This window comes from Nostoc sp. CALU 546 (assembly GCF_048836525.1).
This window is the reverse complement of the sequence record NZ_JAWJTF010000009.1, coordinates 19584-35819: the sequence shown is the minus strand read 5'-3', so window position 1 is coordinate 35819 and position 16236 is coordinate 19584. Positions and strand designations below refer to the sequence as shown.

Sequence of the window (16236 nt, the reverse complement as noted above, 5' to 3'; positions counted from 1 at the left end):
ATGTGAAAATGCGAATTGCATACATTTGTGCCGATCCGGGTATACCTGTATTTGGTCAAAAAGGATGTTCGATTCATGTCCAAGAGGTGATTCGAGCGTTGCAAAAGCAAGGTAGCCAAGTCACATTGTTTGCTACTCGGATTGGAGGAGAATTACCCGCAGATTTAGCTAATGTTGTTGTTCATCAACTCCCAGTTATCCCTAAATTAGAACGGGCGGTGCGAGAGCAAGTTGCTTTAGCAATGAATCCTGATTTACGTTTAAATTTGGCAAGATTTGGCCCCTTTGACTTCATTTATGAGCGTTATTCTCTTTGGAGTTATAGCGCGATGGAATATGCCCAAGCTATGGGAATTCCGGGTTTGTTGGAGGTAAATTCGCCTCTGATTACAGAACAAGCACAGCATCGGGGTTTGATTGATCGCCAAAGTGCCGAAGAAGTGGCAAATCGGGTGTTTTCAGCAGCTACAGCACTGATTGCTGTTTCAGATGCAGTGAAAACTTACTTAATGAAGTATGTGGACGGTAGCAAAGTTCATGTCATTCCTAATGGTGTCAATCCTCACCGCTTTTCTACCCTTCGTCCTACAACTCAACCTGAAACCTTTACAGTGGGATTTGTCGGTACGTTGAAACCGTGGCATGGATTGCCAATTCTCACAGAAGCTTTTAGTTTACTGCATCAACGTGTTCCTAATGCCAAACTTTTAATTGTTGGCGATGGCCCGGAACGGGAAAATCTGCAAATAGAATTAGCTGCACGGGGATTAGATGCTCATGCTCAATTTACAGGTGCGGTAAATCCTGATGAAGTTCCTCAATTATTAGCAGCAATGGATGTCGCCGTTGCACCCTACGCCGCGCAATCTGATTTTTACTTCTCACCATTGAAAGTGTATGAATATATGGCGGCTGGTTTGCCTGTAGTCGTGAGTCAGATTGGGCAATTGGCAGACTTAATTGATACAGGGGTGAATGGTATTCTTTGTCCTCCAGGTGATGCGATCGCTTTAGCAGAGGCTTTAGAAAAATTGTGGCGATCGCCTACTCTCCGTCATACTTTAGGACAGGCGGCGCGGCAAACGGTTATAGCAAATCATACTTGGGATGCGATCGCTCAAAAAATTCTCCGCATAGCATCTCCATTGCCGATGGAGGTGAAACGATAAATGCCAAAAGCTCAAAATGTGCCTGGTTTGTGGGGAATATTAGTTTATTTCTGGCCTGACATTCGTCCACAATATGGACTAATTTTGATTTCTGCGATCGCTTTAATTGCAGATGTCGGACTACGCGTATTAGAACCTTGGCCGCTCAAGTTTGTCTTTGATTATGTTCTCTTGCGTGGCGACAAGATAAATAATATTCCGATCATTGCTAGTTTAGAACCGATAACATTACTGACATTTTCAGCCGTTGCCGTCTTACTTATTACAGGCTTACGCGCCCTTGCTGCCTATTGGAGTACCGTCGGATTAGCAACAGTTGGTAGCCGAGTCATGGCAAAAGTGCGTAATCATTTGTATTGCCATCTGCAAGATTTATCTTTGGCTTATCACACCAAAGCGCGTAGCGGTGATTTAATTATCCGTGTCAGTAGCGATGCTAGCCGTCTCCAAGAAATTATGATTACGGCAGCATTACCGCTAGTAGTCAGCATTCTGACTCTATTTGGGATGATTGGGGTGATGTTTTGGATGAATCCCAGCCTGACCCTACTTTCACTCTTCACGCTACCGTTATTTTGGCTAGTTACTAACCGACTCAGCCAGCGAATTAAAGATTCCTCGTTGAAGCAACGCCACCAAGAAGGTGCTGTGGCGGCGACGGCGGCTGAGTCCATTGCTGCCATTAAATTAGTGAAAGCCTTATCCTTGCAAGATGCTTTTGCACGAGTATTTGCTCAACAAAATCAGCGTAGTCTCAAAGAAAGCGTCAAAACTCAACGGCTGGCGGCTCACTTAGAACGTACTGTTGATGCTGTGATTGCATTGGGAACAGCGATCGTTTTATGGTACGGCTCTTGGTTGGCGCTGCGGGATGCTTTAACACCTGGGGATGTGCTTGTATTTCTCACCTACTTAAAGAATGCCTTTAAGCCAGTGCAGAACTTCGCTAAATACACCGGACGACTGGCAAAAGCTGCGGCTTCTAGTGAGCGCATTTTAGACGTATTAAATCAGCAACCCGATGTCTATGATTTGCCGGATGCAATCCCAGCCCCGATTTTCCAAGGTGCAGTGCGTTTTGATCGCGTCCACTTTGCCTATGAATCAGGACAAGTTTTACTGCAAGACATCAACTTAAACATTCAACCGGGACAACAAGTAGCGATCGTTGGGACTTCTGGTGGTGGTAAATCTACATTAGTCAGTCTATTATTACGGCTTTACGATCCAACAGCAGGGCGCATAATGATTGATGGGCGGGATATTCGAGAATACACATTGGCATCATTACGTCCACAAATTAGTGTAGTTTTGCAAGATAGTCTCTTATTCGCTGCTAGTATTCGAGAAAACATTGCCTACGGGATTGCCGGAGTGTCTGATGCCGAAATCGAAGACGCGACTCGTTTAGCTAATGCTCATGATTTTATCCAAGCTTTACCGCAAGGATACGACACCCTTGTAGGGGAAAGAGGCGCAACCCTTTCTGGGGGACAAAGACAAAGAATTGCGATCGCTCGTGCTGCCATTCGTCAAGCTCCTATCCTGATTTTAGATGAACCTACTACGGGGTTAGATAAGGGTAATGAGAAGGCTGTGATTGATGCGCTGCAACAATTGTCGGAAAATCGCACGACTTTTTTAATTACTCACGATCTTTATCTGGCAACTCGCGCAGATATGATTCTTTATCTGGAAAATGGGCAGGTGGTGGAACAAGGTACTCATCTGGAATTGATGCAACAGAATGGGCGTTATGCGGCTTTGTATCAAGTGCAGGGTTCTTTGAGGGTTTAGAGACGCAGAGGGACGCTGAGGTAAGCGCAGAGGTACGCAGAGTATGGACTTTAGTGATGGGAAGATGCCTTTTTTGGCGGATGCGGTTGATCGGTTGCGGGTGGAAGAGTGTTTTGGACGGTGTTTAGCGATCGCTGCAAATTGTCGTGTGCAGAAAGTCCGGGTTATTCGTCATAAGTTGGGGCGGCGTTGTTTGATTGAATATGAATTGATTAATGATGATGGACAAATAATTACGCTGATTGGTAAGGTTAGGGCTAAGGGAACGGATTTTCATAGTTATGAGTTACAGAAATCTCTATGGTCTGCGGGATTTGGTGATGATAGTCCTGATGGAATTTCTGTACCTGAACCTGTCGGGGTAATTCCTGAATGGCAAATGTGGTTGCAGCGTAAAGTTGAAGGGGTTATTGCTACTCAATTTTTATCACAAACCGACAGTATTTTACCCTTAAAACTAATTGCTGAAGCTGCCCATAAATTGCACCAAGCTAATATTCCTCCTCGTCGTTCTCATACTATGTCAGATGAACTACGAATTTTGCATGAGCGGATTCCATTAGTTACGCAACAATATCCACAATGGCAAGAACGCTTAGAGAGAATATTAGAAGCAAGTAATCATTTAGGAGAAAACACGCCAGAACCAAAACGCTGTGGTATCCATCGTGATTTTTATCCCGATCAAGTGATTATTAATAATTCTCGGTTGTATATCATCGACCTAGATTTATATTGTGAAGGTAATCCGGCGCTTGATATCGGTAATTTTATTGCTCATATTCAAGAATACAGCCTTCGTACTTTTGGTAACTCCAAAGTATTACAAGAATATGAAAATGTTTTAACTGAAAGATTTATTCAGCTTACAAGCGATAAATTCCTCACTGCAATTCAATCCTATACAACCCTAACTTTAGTTCGACATATTCATATCAGCACCCAATTTGCAGAACGTCGTCCTTTTACAGAAGCACTATTAAATCTGTGCGAACAGCGACTTGGGATAATTCGTAATTCGTAATTCGTAATTATAGAGCTTCTGGGTTAAGTGCAATACAGACCAACACCCAGCCAATTTAAATAAAGTTCAGAATGAGCAACAAAACCCTCACCCTCATGTAGAGACGCGATTCATCACGTCTTGAAAGACCTGTCACCCTATTTTTGCAAACTGGTAGTATTTTCAGGAGATAGTATTGATGGGTTTGATTTTTTGGCAGAAAATTCGCTTGATTAGTTTAATTATCTTCCTTACTTTGAGCAGCCTAAATAAAGCTAATGCAACGACTAAGGCAGCGATAAGAGAAAATAATCAATTAAATAAAATCACATCAGTTTCTCAATTATCTGATATTAGTGCTGAGAGTTGGGAATTTAAAACACTACAAGCTTTGACTGAGCAATATAACTGCGCTAACCACAATAAAATAACTAACAATCAAACTCTGACTAGATATCAATTTGCTACTAATTTAAATGCTTGCATCATACACATAAATGAGTTAATCAGTAATGGTAAAATAAATCGAGAAACCTTAACTACCATTCAAAAATTACAAGTAGACTTTTCGGCAGAATTAGCAACTTTTAGAAATCGCATCGATTTATTAGAAAACAAAGTGGCTGCATTGCAAGCACAACAGTTTTCGCCTCAAGTCGAGTTAGAGGGAGAGATTATCTTTGCGATGACTGGAGTTGCTGGTGGAAAAAAAGCCAACAGTAGAACCAAGCCAATCAATGATAATTTAGTGTTGAGCGATCGCGTCCGTCTTAGCTTAGAAACAAGTTTTACAGGTAAAGACAACTTACAAATACGCTTACAAGGTCGAAATACGCCAGAATTGGCAGATTTTACTGGAACTAAAATGGCCAATTTGGGATTTGATGGCGACGATGACAATGAGATGGAAGTAGATGAGATAGATTATAAATTTCCACTAGGTAAGCAAACTCGCATAACCTTGTACGCTTTGGGAGGAGGATTAGGCGATTTTGTTCCTAGTGTCAATCCTCTTTTTAGCGGTAGTGGAGACGGATCGATTTCTACATTTGGACGAGAAAATCCAATTCGACGACAAGGTGGCGGTGCAGGTATCGGTATTTCTCATAATTTAAATGACTCTCTGAATCTGTCATTGGCATACGTCACCAGCGATGCAGCTAATCCAGAGAGGGGAATTTTTGCTAGTCCTCATGGTGCGATCGCTCAAATCACACTTGAACCCACCAAAACAACAGCACTTAGCGTTACCTATATCCACTCTTACAATAATGTGAATACCGGAACTGGCAGCGAATTAACTAACAATCCTTTTAATAATCAGGCAGATGCCATTACTGCGAATTCCTTTGGTGCAGAAGCCGCTTGGCAACTTAACCAAAGTATCACCCTTGGGGGCAGAGTTGGTTTTATTCATGCCAAAGCAGAAGATTTAGCAGCAACCCCAAATGCTTTTATCTCCACATGGGCGTTACTACTATCGATCAAAGATATTGGGCAAGAAGATAGCTTTGCCGGATTTGTGGTGGGTCAACCGCCTAAAGTGATTGATAATAGTTTCGGTGATACCTTTGAAGATGAGGATACATCTTTACATCTAGAAGCTTTTTACCACCTGCAAATCACAGATAATCTAGCGATAACTCCGGGTTTATTTGTCATCACGAATCCCGAAAATAATAATAGTAACGACAAAATTTATGTTGGTACGGTTCGTACAACATTTACCTTTTAACTGCAAAAAAGGGTATCTTTTTCTCCTCACACTACTAATTGATCAGGCGTAATACCATCAGAGAGCGATCTGTAACTGGTACAGTTTGAGAGCCTGAAACTAACTTTCCTCTATCTAAAAAGCGAGGTTCATTAGTGTCAATTACTATCTCCCATACCTTTTCTTTAAATTCATTGGGTAAAGCAAACTCAATTAACTCATAATGAGCGTTAAAAAATAGCAGAAAACTTTCATCAATAATCCGCTCACCACGATCGCCTGGAGTAGCAATTCCCTGCCCATTCAAAAAAATCTCCATTACTTTGGCATAACTAACTAGCCACTGCTTCTCAGTCATTCCACTGCCATCAGAATTAAACCAAGCAATATCATTAATGCCTAAACCGTGGATGGGGCGACCTTGAAACCACTTACGCCGTCGAAATACTGGATGTTGATGGCGAAAATTAATTAGTTCACGTGTAAAGTCTAATAAATCCGAGTTCGCTTTATGCAAATCCCAATGCCGCCAGGAAATCTCATTATCTTGGCAGTAAACATTATTATTTCCCTGTTGACTACAGCCAATTTCATCCCCCTCTAATAGCATTGGGACACCTTGAGATAGCATTAGGGTTGCTAAAAAGTTTCGTCGTTGTCGTTCGCGCAAACGCATTACTTCTGGATCGTCGGTTTCACCTTCTGCACCACAATTCCAGGATCTATTATGGCTTTCACCATCTCTATTGTCTTCTCCATTTGCTTCGTTATGCTTTTCGTTGTAGCTGACTAAATCATTTAACGTGAAACCATCATGAGCAGTTATGAAATTAATACTTGCATTTGGGTTGCGCCCGTTTGTTTGATATAGGTCAGGACTACCGGTAAAACAGTAAGCAAATTGTCCTAAACTATCATCTACACCACGCCAAAAATCTCTGACTGTATCCCGATATCTACCATTCCACTCAGACCAACGCAGTGGAAAGTTCCCGACTTGATAACCTCCTTCTCCTAAATCCCAAGGTTCAGCTATTAGTTTCACATCTGCCAAGATTGGGTCTTGATGAATAATATCAAAGAAAGCTGATAGATTATCTACCTCATATAATTCCCGTGCTAGCGCCGAGGCCAAATCAAATCGGAAGCCATCTACATGCATTTCTATTACCCAATAGCGCAGGCTATCCATGATTAACTTCAGAACTTGAGCATGACGCACATTCAGAGAGTTACCGCAGCCTGTAAAATCCATGTAGTAGCGAGGATCATCTTTTACCAAACGGTAATATACAGAATTATCAATACCTCGTAAAGATAGCGTTGGCCCGAAATGATTTCCTTCGCCAGTGTGGTTGTAGACTACATCTAAAATCACTTCAATTCCAGCAAAATGTAATGCTTTAACCATCTGCTTAAATTCAGTGACTTGTTGTCCCTCAGTCCCACTAGCACTGTAACTAGAATAGGGGGCAAAATAGTTGATGGAATCGTAGCCCCAGTAATTCCTTAATCCTTTATCTTCTAAATGTCCCGGATGAGATAAAAAGTGATGTACTGGCATCAACTCAACTGCTGTAATTCCTAATTGCTGTAAGTGTTGAATTGCAGCCGGATGCGCTAACCCTGCATAAGTGCCACGTAACTCTTCTGGAATACCTGGATGTAGTTTAGTAAAACCTTTGACGTGAGTTTCATAAATAACAGTTGTATGCCAAGGTGTATTAAGCCGTTTATCATCTTCCCAATCAAAAAATTGATCAACTACAACACATTTGGGCATTATTTTGGCATCATCTATTTCAGAAAAAACTAAGTCTTTTTCTGGAGCGTCTAGAGAGTAGCCAAAAACGGCTGGATCGTTACTAAATTCACCGTCAATTGCCTTAGCGTAGGGATCAATCAATAGTTTGTTTGGATTAAATCGATGACCTACCTCCGGTGCCCATGCCCCATGTACTCTAAATCCATACTTTTGACCTGGGCCAACTCCTGGTAAGTAACCATGCCAAACAAAATTGTTTTTTTCTGTCAAAGGCACGCGAATTTCTTCGTCATCATTATCAAATAAACAAAGCTCTACCCCTGTTGCATTTTCCGAAAATAAAGCAAAGTTTGTCCCTTTCCCATCCCAAGTTGCACCTAAAGGATATACATTCCCTGGCCATAAAGTTACATACATAAGTAAATCTTGAATAATTAATTTTTCTGTAAATAATTGACTTTGACTTTTTTGAATAATTAGTTAATAGTGAAAGTTACTAATAATTCTGGCTCTTGCGTTGGTTTTATGGTACAGCATTAAAATAGCCATTTTATAGAAAGGCTCAAAAATTTAAAATCCAGTCATAGCAAGGAATATAGGCTCTGATGAGATTTTATTTATTATTCGACTCCATAAAAAGAACTGAAGATCCATAATTCTTTAAAATCACTAACATTAAAATATAACTTATAGATAATGTTATTTGATCTATCATTAGTAATAGAAATTTCTATTCCTTAAGTTGGAAAAATTAATGCAGAGAGCAACAGGCTGAAGTCAGGAAACTGCTGTGTCTGCAACACGCTGCACAATCTGCTTCAGTAAAGCGATGCCTGCGTTAGGATGCGCTAACGCTAAAAAGCAAGGGTTTTAAACCCTCACTATTGCCCAGTTTCGTTGCCCCAACTTCCCGCAAGGTACGGCTCTTTACATAGCTGCAAATCATCTAGGTCAAATCCCCTTCTACGTTCTTTAAATGCGATCGCTCTGGAGTTTAACACATAGTAAATTCACAAATAGTCTCATCTGAACTGTGGAAATATGACCGCGTGTCTTTGGACACCATTTTACTATGGTACTTAATATTTGCGGAAGACTCTGCAACAAAATATACCATCTAAATCACAAACCCCTTTGATTGATTTTTCTACTTACGTAGAATAAAATTCAGTTAAGAAATTAAGATTTTTTTGTAGTTTTGAATTATGCTATACATAATAGCACTATTAAAATTACTATGTTATTTGCTGCCAATTATAAGCAAGTCGTGCTTACACTGGTGGAGAATTTAAAACAGTTAAGAAATTTTTCTGAAAAACTACATTTAGAAAATAATTGTCAACTAATTGACAATGCTATAAATCGGCTAGAAACAAATTCATTTTCTATTGCAGTTGTCGGAGAATTTAAGCGAGGCAAAAGTACATTTATAAACGCTTTATTAGGACAGGAAATCCTACCATCTGATGTCTTGCCTACAACTGCTACTCTCAACCGTGTGATTTATGGATCGCAACCACTGGTCAAAATAATATTTAAAGATGATGAACAATGTGAGATAGCAATTAATAAACTGCCTAGTTTTGTGACAAAATTAACACCAGAATCTGAAGCTGTTGCTATGACTGTGAAAGAAGCAGTCATTTATTATCCAGTAAACTGTTGTCGAAATAATGTAGAAATTATCGATACACCAGGCTTGAGTGACGATGAAAATATGACGGCAGTAACCCTTTCAATTATTCAAAAGGTTGACGCTGCTATTATGGTAACATCAACTTTAGCACCTTTCGCTGAATCTGAAGGAAATTTTATCACTCAAAAGTTATTAACAAATAGCCTTGGTTGTATCATATTTGTAGCAACAGGAATTGACCACTTCAAACGCTCACAAGATGCAGATAAAGTAGTTAGCACTATTGAAAAACGGATCGCATTTTTTGTAGAGAATTGGGCGAAACAACAGTTTGATGCAAATTCTCAGGAATATAAATTTTATTTAAATAAGATTGGTAAACCAAAAGTTTTTGGTATTTCTGCTTACCAAGCATTGTCAGCTAAAGTTAATAACAATGACGCACTTTTAAACCAGAGCCATTTTGGGAAATTTGAATTGGCGCTACAGAAGCTTCTGCTAGAAGATCGGGAAAAAATTATTTTACAAGTGGTTGTTAATCACGTAAGCTCTATAGCTACAGAAATTACCCAAATAATTAATAATCAGCAAAATGAATTAGAAATACAACAACAAATTTTTAGTAATAAATGTTATCAATTTTACAATATAGTTTTAAAATTCAACAAAATAAAAACAAAAAAAATATTGCTGGTTAATCCTAATAATGACAAAATTAAAATCCAAGTAAATTTATTAATAGAACAGTTAGAAAATCGATTAAAACAGACTGTTGAGCAAGTTATTGAATCAATAGAGGTAAATTCTAGCGATGGCATAAAATTACAGCAACAGTGTGCTAAATACATCTCAAGTGCTGTGCAAAGCGCTAGCCAAATAATAGTAGAGCAAATTCAAAATGTCATCAAGCAAGAGTTATCAGAAGCAGTATGGCAAATGCAGAGTTTGCTAGAAATAGCGCCTGAAGTGATGCATAGTATTGAAATACATTTAACTCAAATTGATGATAATTTAGGTTTTCAAACCTCGTCACTGCAAATAATTAACTCGCTTAATCAAGCTTTTGAGCAATTCAATCGAGAGCAATCTAGTAATTTACTGATTTTATTTACTTGCAGTTCAGAAACATTTATTTTTAAGTCCGAATCGAGTGGTTTATCTAGTGTCGTCGGTGATGTAGCTGGTTCTTTATTCAATTCTTTAGGAAAAGCTGTAGGTGCAGGATTTGGCAGTTTGCAAAAAGCCAAAAACTTTAAAAATAATTATAAATCTAAGGTGATTGCAGAGATTGAAAATCAATTGATATCGCACCAAACTAAACAAGCAGTTGATGAGTACATTTATCAAGTATACAAACATTTAGAACTCTTCAAAGTTAAAGTAGATCAAGAAATTAATTCCTGGATTGAAAACGTTCAGAACACACTTGCTAAAGTCCAGGGAAAACAACAAGCTTTGGCTGAAAATCAGCAGAAAATACTCGATACAATGCGTAACGAAACGCAAACTATTCTAAATCATGCTTTGGTTTTATCTGAGCAACTCTACCAAAGTATCAATCTAAATAAGCACGATAATTTTGAGAAAAAAACTTGTATAAATTGCGGTTATGCGAATGACTCAAATTGTAGGTTTTGTATTAAATGTGGTACTCGTTTAAATATAAATAATTAGGTTCTTGCGTTGGTTTTATGGTAAAGCATTAAAACCGCAGTTTTATAGAAAGGCTCAAAAACTTAAAACCCAGGCACAGCAATAAATGTAGCCTATCTTTAGGTTTTATTTATTATTTTGTTCCATAAAATGAACTGAAGAACCAACAATTAATAGTATCAAACTGCACGATCTTTGTAAAGTAGTCTAGAAAATTATCATTTTTGCTGAACAGCAGCAAGCCTTCAGTAACATAGGTTTTGGCATTTCTAATAAGATAAAATTGCTGACTATATCAAGAAATACTGACAATAATCCAAAACCTCATCCGAAAACAGTGCATCACGAGATGTATTACTCATCAGACTGCTTGCAAAGGTAACTAGCGAATAAACTTCGGGTGGGTAAAGCCCGCTGTAGGCATCGCACCAACCAAACAAGTGACCAGCAGCTAAGAGATGTTAAGCCCAAGCCACAGCAAATTTTGTTTATTTTGCTCCAGATTTAGAGTCTCTTGGGCATTAACAGACTTAGCGACAAAGACTGGAATTTGATGATTTAAAGCCTAAATATTTATTCAATAAATCACCTAGAGAGGATTGAAAATGGAAGCTGGAAATAATCATAATGCTCCTCTAGCATCACTCACAGATTACAACAAACTAGCGAATAACTTAGTAGTTGATTTGAAGAGACTACGATCATTTTCGGAAAAGCTTAATCTCCACCAGTCAATTTCATCAATTGATGATGTTTTACAACGAATTGAGGAGAAGACTTTCTGGGTTGCAGTTGTTGGAGAGTTTAAACGCGGCAAGAGTACATTTATTAATGCTCTACTAGGTCAGGAAATTTTACCATCAGATATTGAACCATGTTCCGCTACTCTCAATCGCGTTACTTATAGTTTAAATTCCTATGTGGAAGTGGAATTTATAGATGGCGAAAAAGAGAAGATAGCTATTGACGAACTTGCTAATTATGTGACGAAGTTAACGCCAGAAGCTGAAGCAAAGGCGGCAACGGTGAAAGAGGCTGTTGTATATTATCCAGCTACTTATTGTAAAAACAATGTAGATATTATTGACACACCAGGATTGAACGACGATCCTAGCATGACTGGTGTAACACTTTCAGTGTTACCTAGAGTTGATGCTGCTATTTTAGTAATCATGGCTCAATCACCTGTTTCAGAAGTCGAACGGGACTTTTTAGAGAACAAACTATTAACAAATGACTTGGGTCGTGTGATTTTTGTAGTTACTGGAATTGACCGCTGCAATCGACCTGGAGATGCTGACAAAGTAATTGCCAGTGTGAAAAAGCGTATTAGAGAATATGTGTTAGAGCGAGCGGCACAACAGTGGGGTGAAAACTCGGCAGAATATGAAGTTTACTTGAAAAAGATTGGAGACCCAAAAGTTTTTGGTCTTTCTGCTTACCAAGCTTTGGAAGCGAAGCATAGCAAAGATGATGAATTGCTTGCTAAAAGCCGTTTTGTTGAATTTGAAAAGGCTTTAGAGCAATTTCTGGTTAGGGAACGGGGAGCAATTGAGCTGCAAGTACCTTTGAATCGAGCGATCGCTACATCTGGAGAAATTTTATCAACAATTAACATTCAAGAAAGTGCCCTCAAAATGAAGCTAGAAGATTTTGAGAAAACCTACGAAACCTCCATTGCAGAAATTGCAGACTTGCGAAGCCGAAAAAAAGACGAAATGCAACTCATTGATAAAGCAGCTGAAAATGTCAGATATAATGTCAGACCTTTACTCAATAAGCTAGAAGATGATTTGAAGCAAACAGCGCTGCAAGTCATTGATTCAACAACAATAACCTCCAAGGACTTGAATAACAAGAAAGCTTTGGCTGAAAAACTGGGTCGCAAAGTTTCTACTAGTTTGCAAAATGCAGGGCAAAAGTTGGCAGATAAAATTCAGATAGAGATTCAACAGGGGTTAGCAGAAGAAGTAGACCGATTAAAAGATTTTGCTAACTCTGTAGTTACAGTTTTAAATCGCATTGAAATGCAGTTTATTGATGTTGAAGCTAACTCTAATCGTAAAAGAAATGCAGGTGGAGAAGCTATTGCTGCTGCTCTAGCTGTATTTACCGGATTTGGTGGTATCTGGTCAGGTTTTCGGACAGCTGGTGTTAAAGGTGCAGCAGTTGGTGCAGCTGGTAGCGTTGGTACAGTTGTATTAGCAGTGTTAATCGGATTCCCAATTACCTGGCCTGCTGCTATTGCTATTAGTGTTGTGTCCGTTTTCACAGGAGGTTGGCTCACCAAATTAGTGTTTGGTGGTGAGCAATTGGAAACCTTTAAGGAAAATTACAAGGAAGCTATTATTAAGGAAATTGAAAAACAACTAAAATCAAATCCGATTAATCATAAAGTTGAGGATCACATTTCTACAAGTTTCGAGCATCTCAAACAAACACTAAGTCAAGAGGTAGAGGCTTTACTGGATAATACTCAGAATACTCTTTATGAACTTAACCGGAAACGGCAGCAGAATGAGACTCAAACCGAAGCAGAACGTAAAGAACTTGATGAAATTCGTGCAGAAACAGAGAGAATTCTTGGTAGTGCCCAAAGACGCTCTCAAGAACTTGTGGAAATCATGAGTGTTTAAAAATTTGCCAGGCTGTGAGGTTTGAGATTTGATCATACCTCACACTCCATACAACGAATTTTACAGTTTTAGATATGAATTATGGAAAATCCATCAGTTCCCAATCCAACTGCGGCTGTTGACCTCAATTTTGGTCATTATTTGGAAGTACGCGATCGCCAAATATCTGCTCATTTAGTAGGTGGAATTCCCGACTATGCCTTTTCTCTAGATCAAAAACTACGCCAGCAATTGATGGCTATGGGGCCAGTTAGAGCAATGGTGCAAACGTTAGTTGGTTGGGCGGTTCCTGTTGTCGAGCAACTACATCTCACAACAAGTATTGCTGTTGGCCCGCAGCAGTATCCTAAAATCCACGCCCTTGGTGAAGATTGCGCTCACAGATTAGGCATTGGTGTTCCACAGATTTTTATTTGCCGAGATTCTACTTCTGATGCATACACCATCGCCACTGATGACGTTGCACCAATTATTGTTCTTTCAAGTCAGATTGTCGAATCTTTTACACCTGAAGAACTCAAGTTTGTCATTGGTCATGAATGCGGTCATATTCACAATTTGCATGGTGTTTATAACACTGTTTGTGAAATTATGACAAACCAATTAGCACAAGGAGTTTTACAGGTAGTTCCAACTCACGGAATGCTGGAACCAATTATCCAAGGCGGACTGACGATATTTTTTAAACGCTGGAGTCGATGTGCAGAAATTACTTGCGATCGCGCCGGATTGATTTGCTCCGGTGATATCAATACGGCTGAAAGTGTCCTGATAAAATTGATAACTGGTGGTGGCAATTCCTTGGGAAAAATCAATATTGAGGAATTTCGTAAACAATTGAGTAAAGTTCAATCTACTCCCCTCCATCTGATAGAGCTTTTCAATACTCACCCGTTGATTCCCAAACGAATTGCTGCACTCCACCTGTTTGCTGAGTGTGATATTTTCCATTCCTGGCGATCGGAATCATCTTTACAAGATGCACGCAGCAAAGAAGAAACTGATAATTTGTGCGAACAGGTTATTCGTGTACTACCTAAAGGATATTAAGGCTTTTTATGGAATCACCAACTAAATATATCAGCTATGACTTCAGATATTTGCGCCAAGAGTTTCTAGAAATCATCAATGATTTTTCCGAAGGATTGCGCCTAGAAAAAGTTCAAAATACTATAGGTAAAAGGCTACTCAAACAGATACAGAGTCAAATTTCCCAAATTCTCACTCGTTTGGAAGCAGACTTTGTTCTCGTTGTTATAGGTGACTTCAAACGAGGTAAATCAACATTAATTAACGCTTTATTAGGGCAATCTGTGGTAACAACAGATGTGACAACAGAAACAGTGACAATTAATCACATCCAATATGGTTCAGAACCGAAGATTCATGTTTGTTTGAGTGATGGTGGGCAAATTCAAATAGAAACAGAGGAACTAAAGTCAGAGCAACTTAGTTCAATTTTAGAAACTCTTCCTACAGCTAGCCATTTAAAAATTGAGACACCCGTTGAATGGTTGCGAGGGGTACGTCTTGTGGATACTCCTGGAACTGGAGATGTTTTTAAGCGTTTTGATCGTCAAGTTCACACTTATCTTTTACAAGCTGATGCAGTAGTATTCGTAGTATCAGCCCTCTCTCCGTTTGCAGAATCAGAACAAAAATTTTTGCAAATGTCTGTCTTACCTCAAGATTTTCCCAAAGTCTTTTTTACTCTGAATATGATGGATAATATTCAGACAGAACAAGAGGCAGAAAGATTATTAAAGAGTACACAAAAAAAGATTAGCCGCTTGTTTCCTAATCCTCAACTTTTTGGAATCAGTGCTTTCGACGAGTTTTGTCGTCTTGAATCTCTTTCCAGACCAAATCCTGCTTCTGCACCAAAATTAGAAAAATCCTTCAATGAATTTCGCAAATCTTTGGAAGAAAGTATTCATTTGCAGCGTGATTTAATTCAACTCGACCGAGCCACCGATCATCTAGAGCAGACGTTACAAGAATTTAGCGATAGCTTGTTGCTTCTGCGTAATGCTATGCAAACAGACCGAGAGCGTTTAAGTCGAGCCATCGACCAATGCGAAGACCCATCTTCAGAATTATCCGCTAAGATTGCACAGCATATAAAGGTGATGACAGATGATATTAATCAAATGTGCGATCAAGCTTGTCAGTGGATGAATGAGTTTATGAACCGCCTAGAAACTGAAGCAATTGCTGCCATTGCTAACTTTAAAGTTGAGGAGATTAAACGACATTTCCAGTTATTTTTGACAAATTCACTCAGAGAAGCGATTAATAACTGTCTGAGTGTCCATAAACCCACTCTTTTTGAAACTATTAAGAAAGTTCAGAAAGCAATTGTCAAGGATTTACAACTTTTAACTGATGTCAGTAGCAGTATAGTAGATGGTAAAAGTTCGGGAGAGAAAGTAACTTCTCATGAGCATCCGTGGATAAACTTTGATGCTTTAGAAATATTGGCAGAGTGCGAATCGTCTACTTTTGTCGCTGACCTCATCATCAGGAAAACGCAAGAGTTAGGGTCATCAAGGCAAGCGGTTAGTTACCAACAAAAACTACAAATCGCCTTGCCAGATTTTAAGCTAGCTATTATTCAAGAAATTCGTTCTTTGTATAAAAGTATTGCAACTAAACTTGAGCAGCAAATCGAAAGTGCTTATCATCAAGATATTGAAATATCAGTCTCAGCAATGCGACAAGCGCAAGAAGTTAACGCTAAAGAAGTACTGACAGTAAGTGCAGCTAATGAAACGTTGCAAGATACATTATTGCTCTTAAATGAGATCCATAATCGACTCAAGAACCTCAAGCAAAAACTTTGCTCTGAAGATATGCTTTAAAT

General features: G+C 39.0%; 9 protein-coding genes. 8 read left to right on the top strand and 1 reads right to left on the bottom strand.

The window, feature by feature from the left end; all coding sequences use genetic code 11:
* The first annotated feature begins 8 nt into the window (after positions 1-8).
* From RRG12_RS06780 to RRG12_RS06765, 4 genes are all read left to right on the top strand, one after another.
* Positions 9-1169 (top strand): glycosyltransferase family 4 protein, encoded by a 1161-nt coding sequence (locus RRG12_RS06780; protein WP_420758766.1) that lies wholly within the window; start codon positions 9-11, stop codon positions 1167-1169.
* Positions 1170-2966, top strand: a complete 1797-nt coding sequence (locus tag RRG12_RS06775) for an ABC transporter ATP-binding protein (protein WP_420758765.1) — start codon at positions 1170-1172, stop codon at positions 2964-2966. It abuts the gene before it with no gap.
* A gap of 43 nt (positions 2967-3009) precedes the next feature.
* A complete protein-coding gene (locus RRG12_RS06770) occupies positions 3010-3990 on the top strand; it encodes a phosphotransferase family protein (RefSeq protein WP_420758764.1) in 981 nt (326 codons plus the stop codon).
* A gap of 178 nt (positions 3991-4168) precedes the next feature.
* Positions 4169-5704, top strand: coding sequence for an iron uptake porin (locus tag RRG12_RS06765; protein ID WP_420758763.1), 1536 nt, complete (start codon positions 4169-4171; stop codon positions 5702-5704).
* A gap of 34 nt (positions 5705-5738) precedes the next feature.
* Here the strand turns inward: RRG12_RS06765 and glgX are convergent, their stop codons facing one another.
* A complete protein-coding gene (glgX, locus tag RRG12_RS06760) occupies positions 5739-7865 on the bottom strand; it encodes a glycogen debranching protein GlgX (RefSeq protein WP_420758762.1) in 2127 nt (708 codons plus the stop codon).
* An 820-nt stretch (positions 7866-8685) separates the two neighbouring features.
* Between glgX and RRG12_RS06755 the strand changes: the two genes are divergently transcribed.
* From RRG12_RS06755 to RRG12_RS06740, 4 genes are all read left to right on the top strand, one after another.
* Positions 8686-10758: a dynamin family protein gene (locus RRG12_RS06755; protein ID WP_420758761.1), complete on the top strand. Its 2073-nt coding sequence runs from the start codon at positions 8686-8688 to the stop codon at positions 10756-10758.
* A gap of 584 nt (positions 10759-11342) precedes the next feature.
* Positions 11343-13373, top strand: coding sequence for a dynamin family protein (locus RRG12_RS06750; RefSeq protein ID WP_420758760.1), 2031 nt, complete (start codon positions 11343-11345; stop codon positions 13371-13373).
* Positions 13374-13454: 81 nt separating this feature from the next.
* Positions 13455-14423: a M48 family metallopeptidase gene (locus RRG12_RS06745; RefSeq protein WP_420758759.1), complete on the top strand. Its 969-nt coding sequence runs from the start codon at positions 13455-13457 to the stop codon at positions 14421-14423.
* 8 nt (positions 14424-14431) lie between these two features.
* Positions 14432-16234 (top strand): dynamin family protein, encoded by a 1803-nt coding sequence (locus RRG12_RS06740; protein WP_420758758.1) that lies wholly within the window; start codon positions 14432-14434, stop codon positions 16232-16234.
* The last annotated feature ends 2 nt before the right edge of the window (positions 16235-16236 follow it).

What these genes read in the sequence shown, in the direction of transcription:
- RRG12_RS06780 (WP_420758766.1), top strand. Translation starts at nt 9, where the DNA reads ATGCGAATTGCATACATTTGTGCCGATCCGGGTATACCTGTATTTGGT.
- RRG12_RS06775 (WP_420758765.1), top strand. Translation starts at nt 1,170, where the DNA reads ATGCCAAAAGCTCAAAATGTGCCTGGTTTGTGGGGAATATTAGTTTAT.
- RRG12_RS06770 (WP_420758764.1), top strand. Translation starts at nt 3,010, where the DNA reads ATGGACTTTAGTGATGGGAAGATGCCTTTTTTGGCGGATGCGGTTGAT.
- RRG12_RS06765 (WP_420758763.1), top strand. Translation starts at nt 4,169, where the DNA reads ATGGGTTTGATTTTTTGGCAGAAAATTCGCTTGATTAGTTTAATTATC.
- glgX (WP_420758762.1), bottom strand. Translation starts at nt 7,865, where the DNA reads ATGTATGTAACTTTATGGCCAGGGAATGTATATCCTTTAGGTGCAACT.
- RRG12_RS06755 (WP_420758761.1), top strand. Translation starts at nt 8,686, where the DNA reads ATGTTATTTGCTGCCAATTATAAGCAAGTCGTGCTTACACTGGTGGAG.
- RRG12_RS06750 (WP_420758760.1), top strand. Translation starts at nt 11,343, where the DNA reads ATGGAAGCTGGAAATAATCATAATGCTCCTCTAGCATCACTCACAGAT.
- RRG12_RS06745 (WP_420758759.1), top strand. Translation starts at nt 13,455, where the DNA reads ATGGAAAATCCATCAGTTCCCAATCCAACTGCGGCTGTTGACCTCAAT.
- RRG12_RS06740 (WP_420758758.1), top strand. Translation starts at nt 14,432, where the DNA reads ATGGAATCACCAACTAAATATATCAGCTATGACTTCAGATATTTGCGC.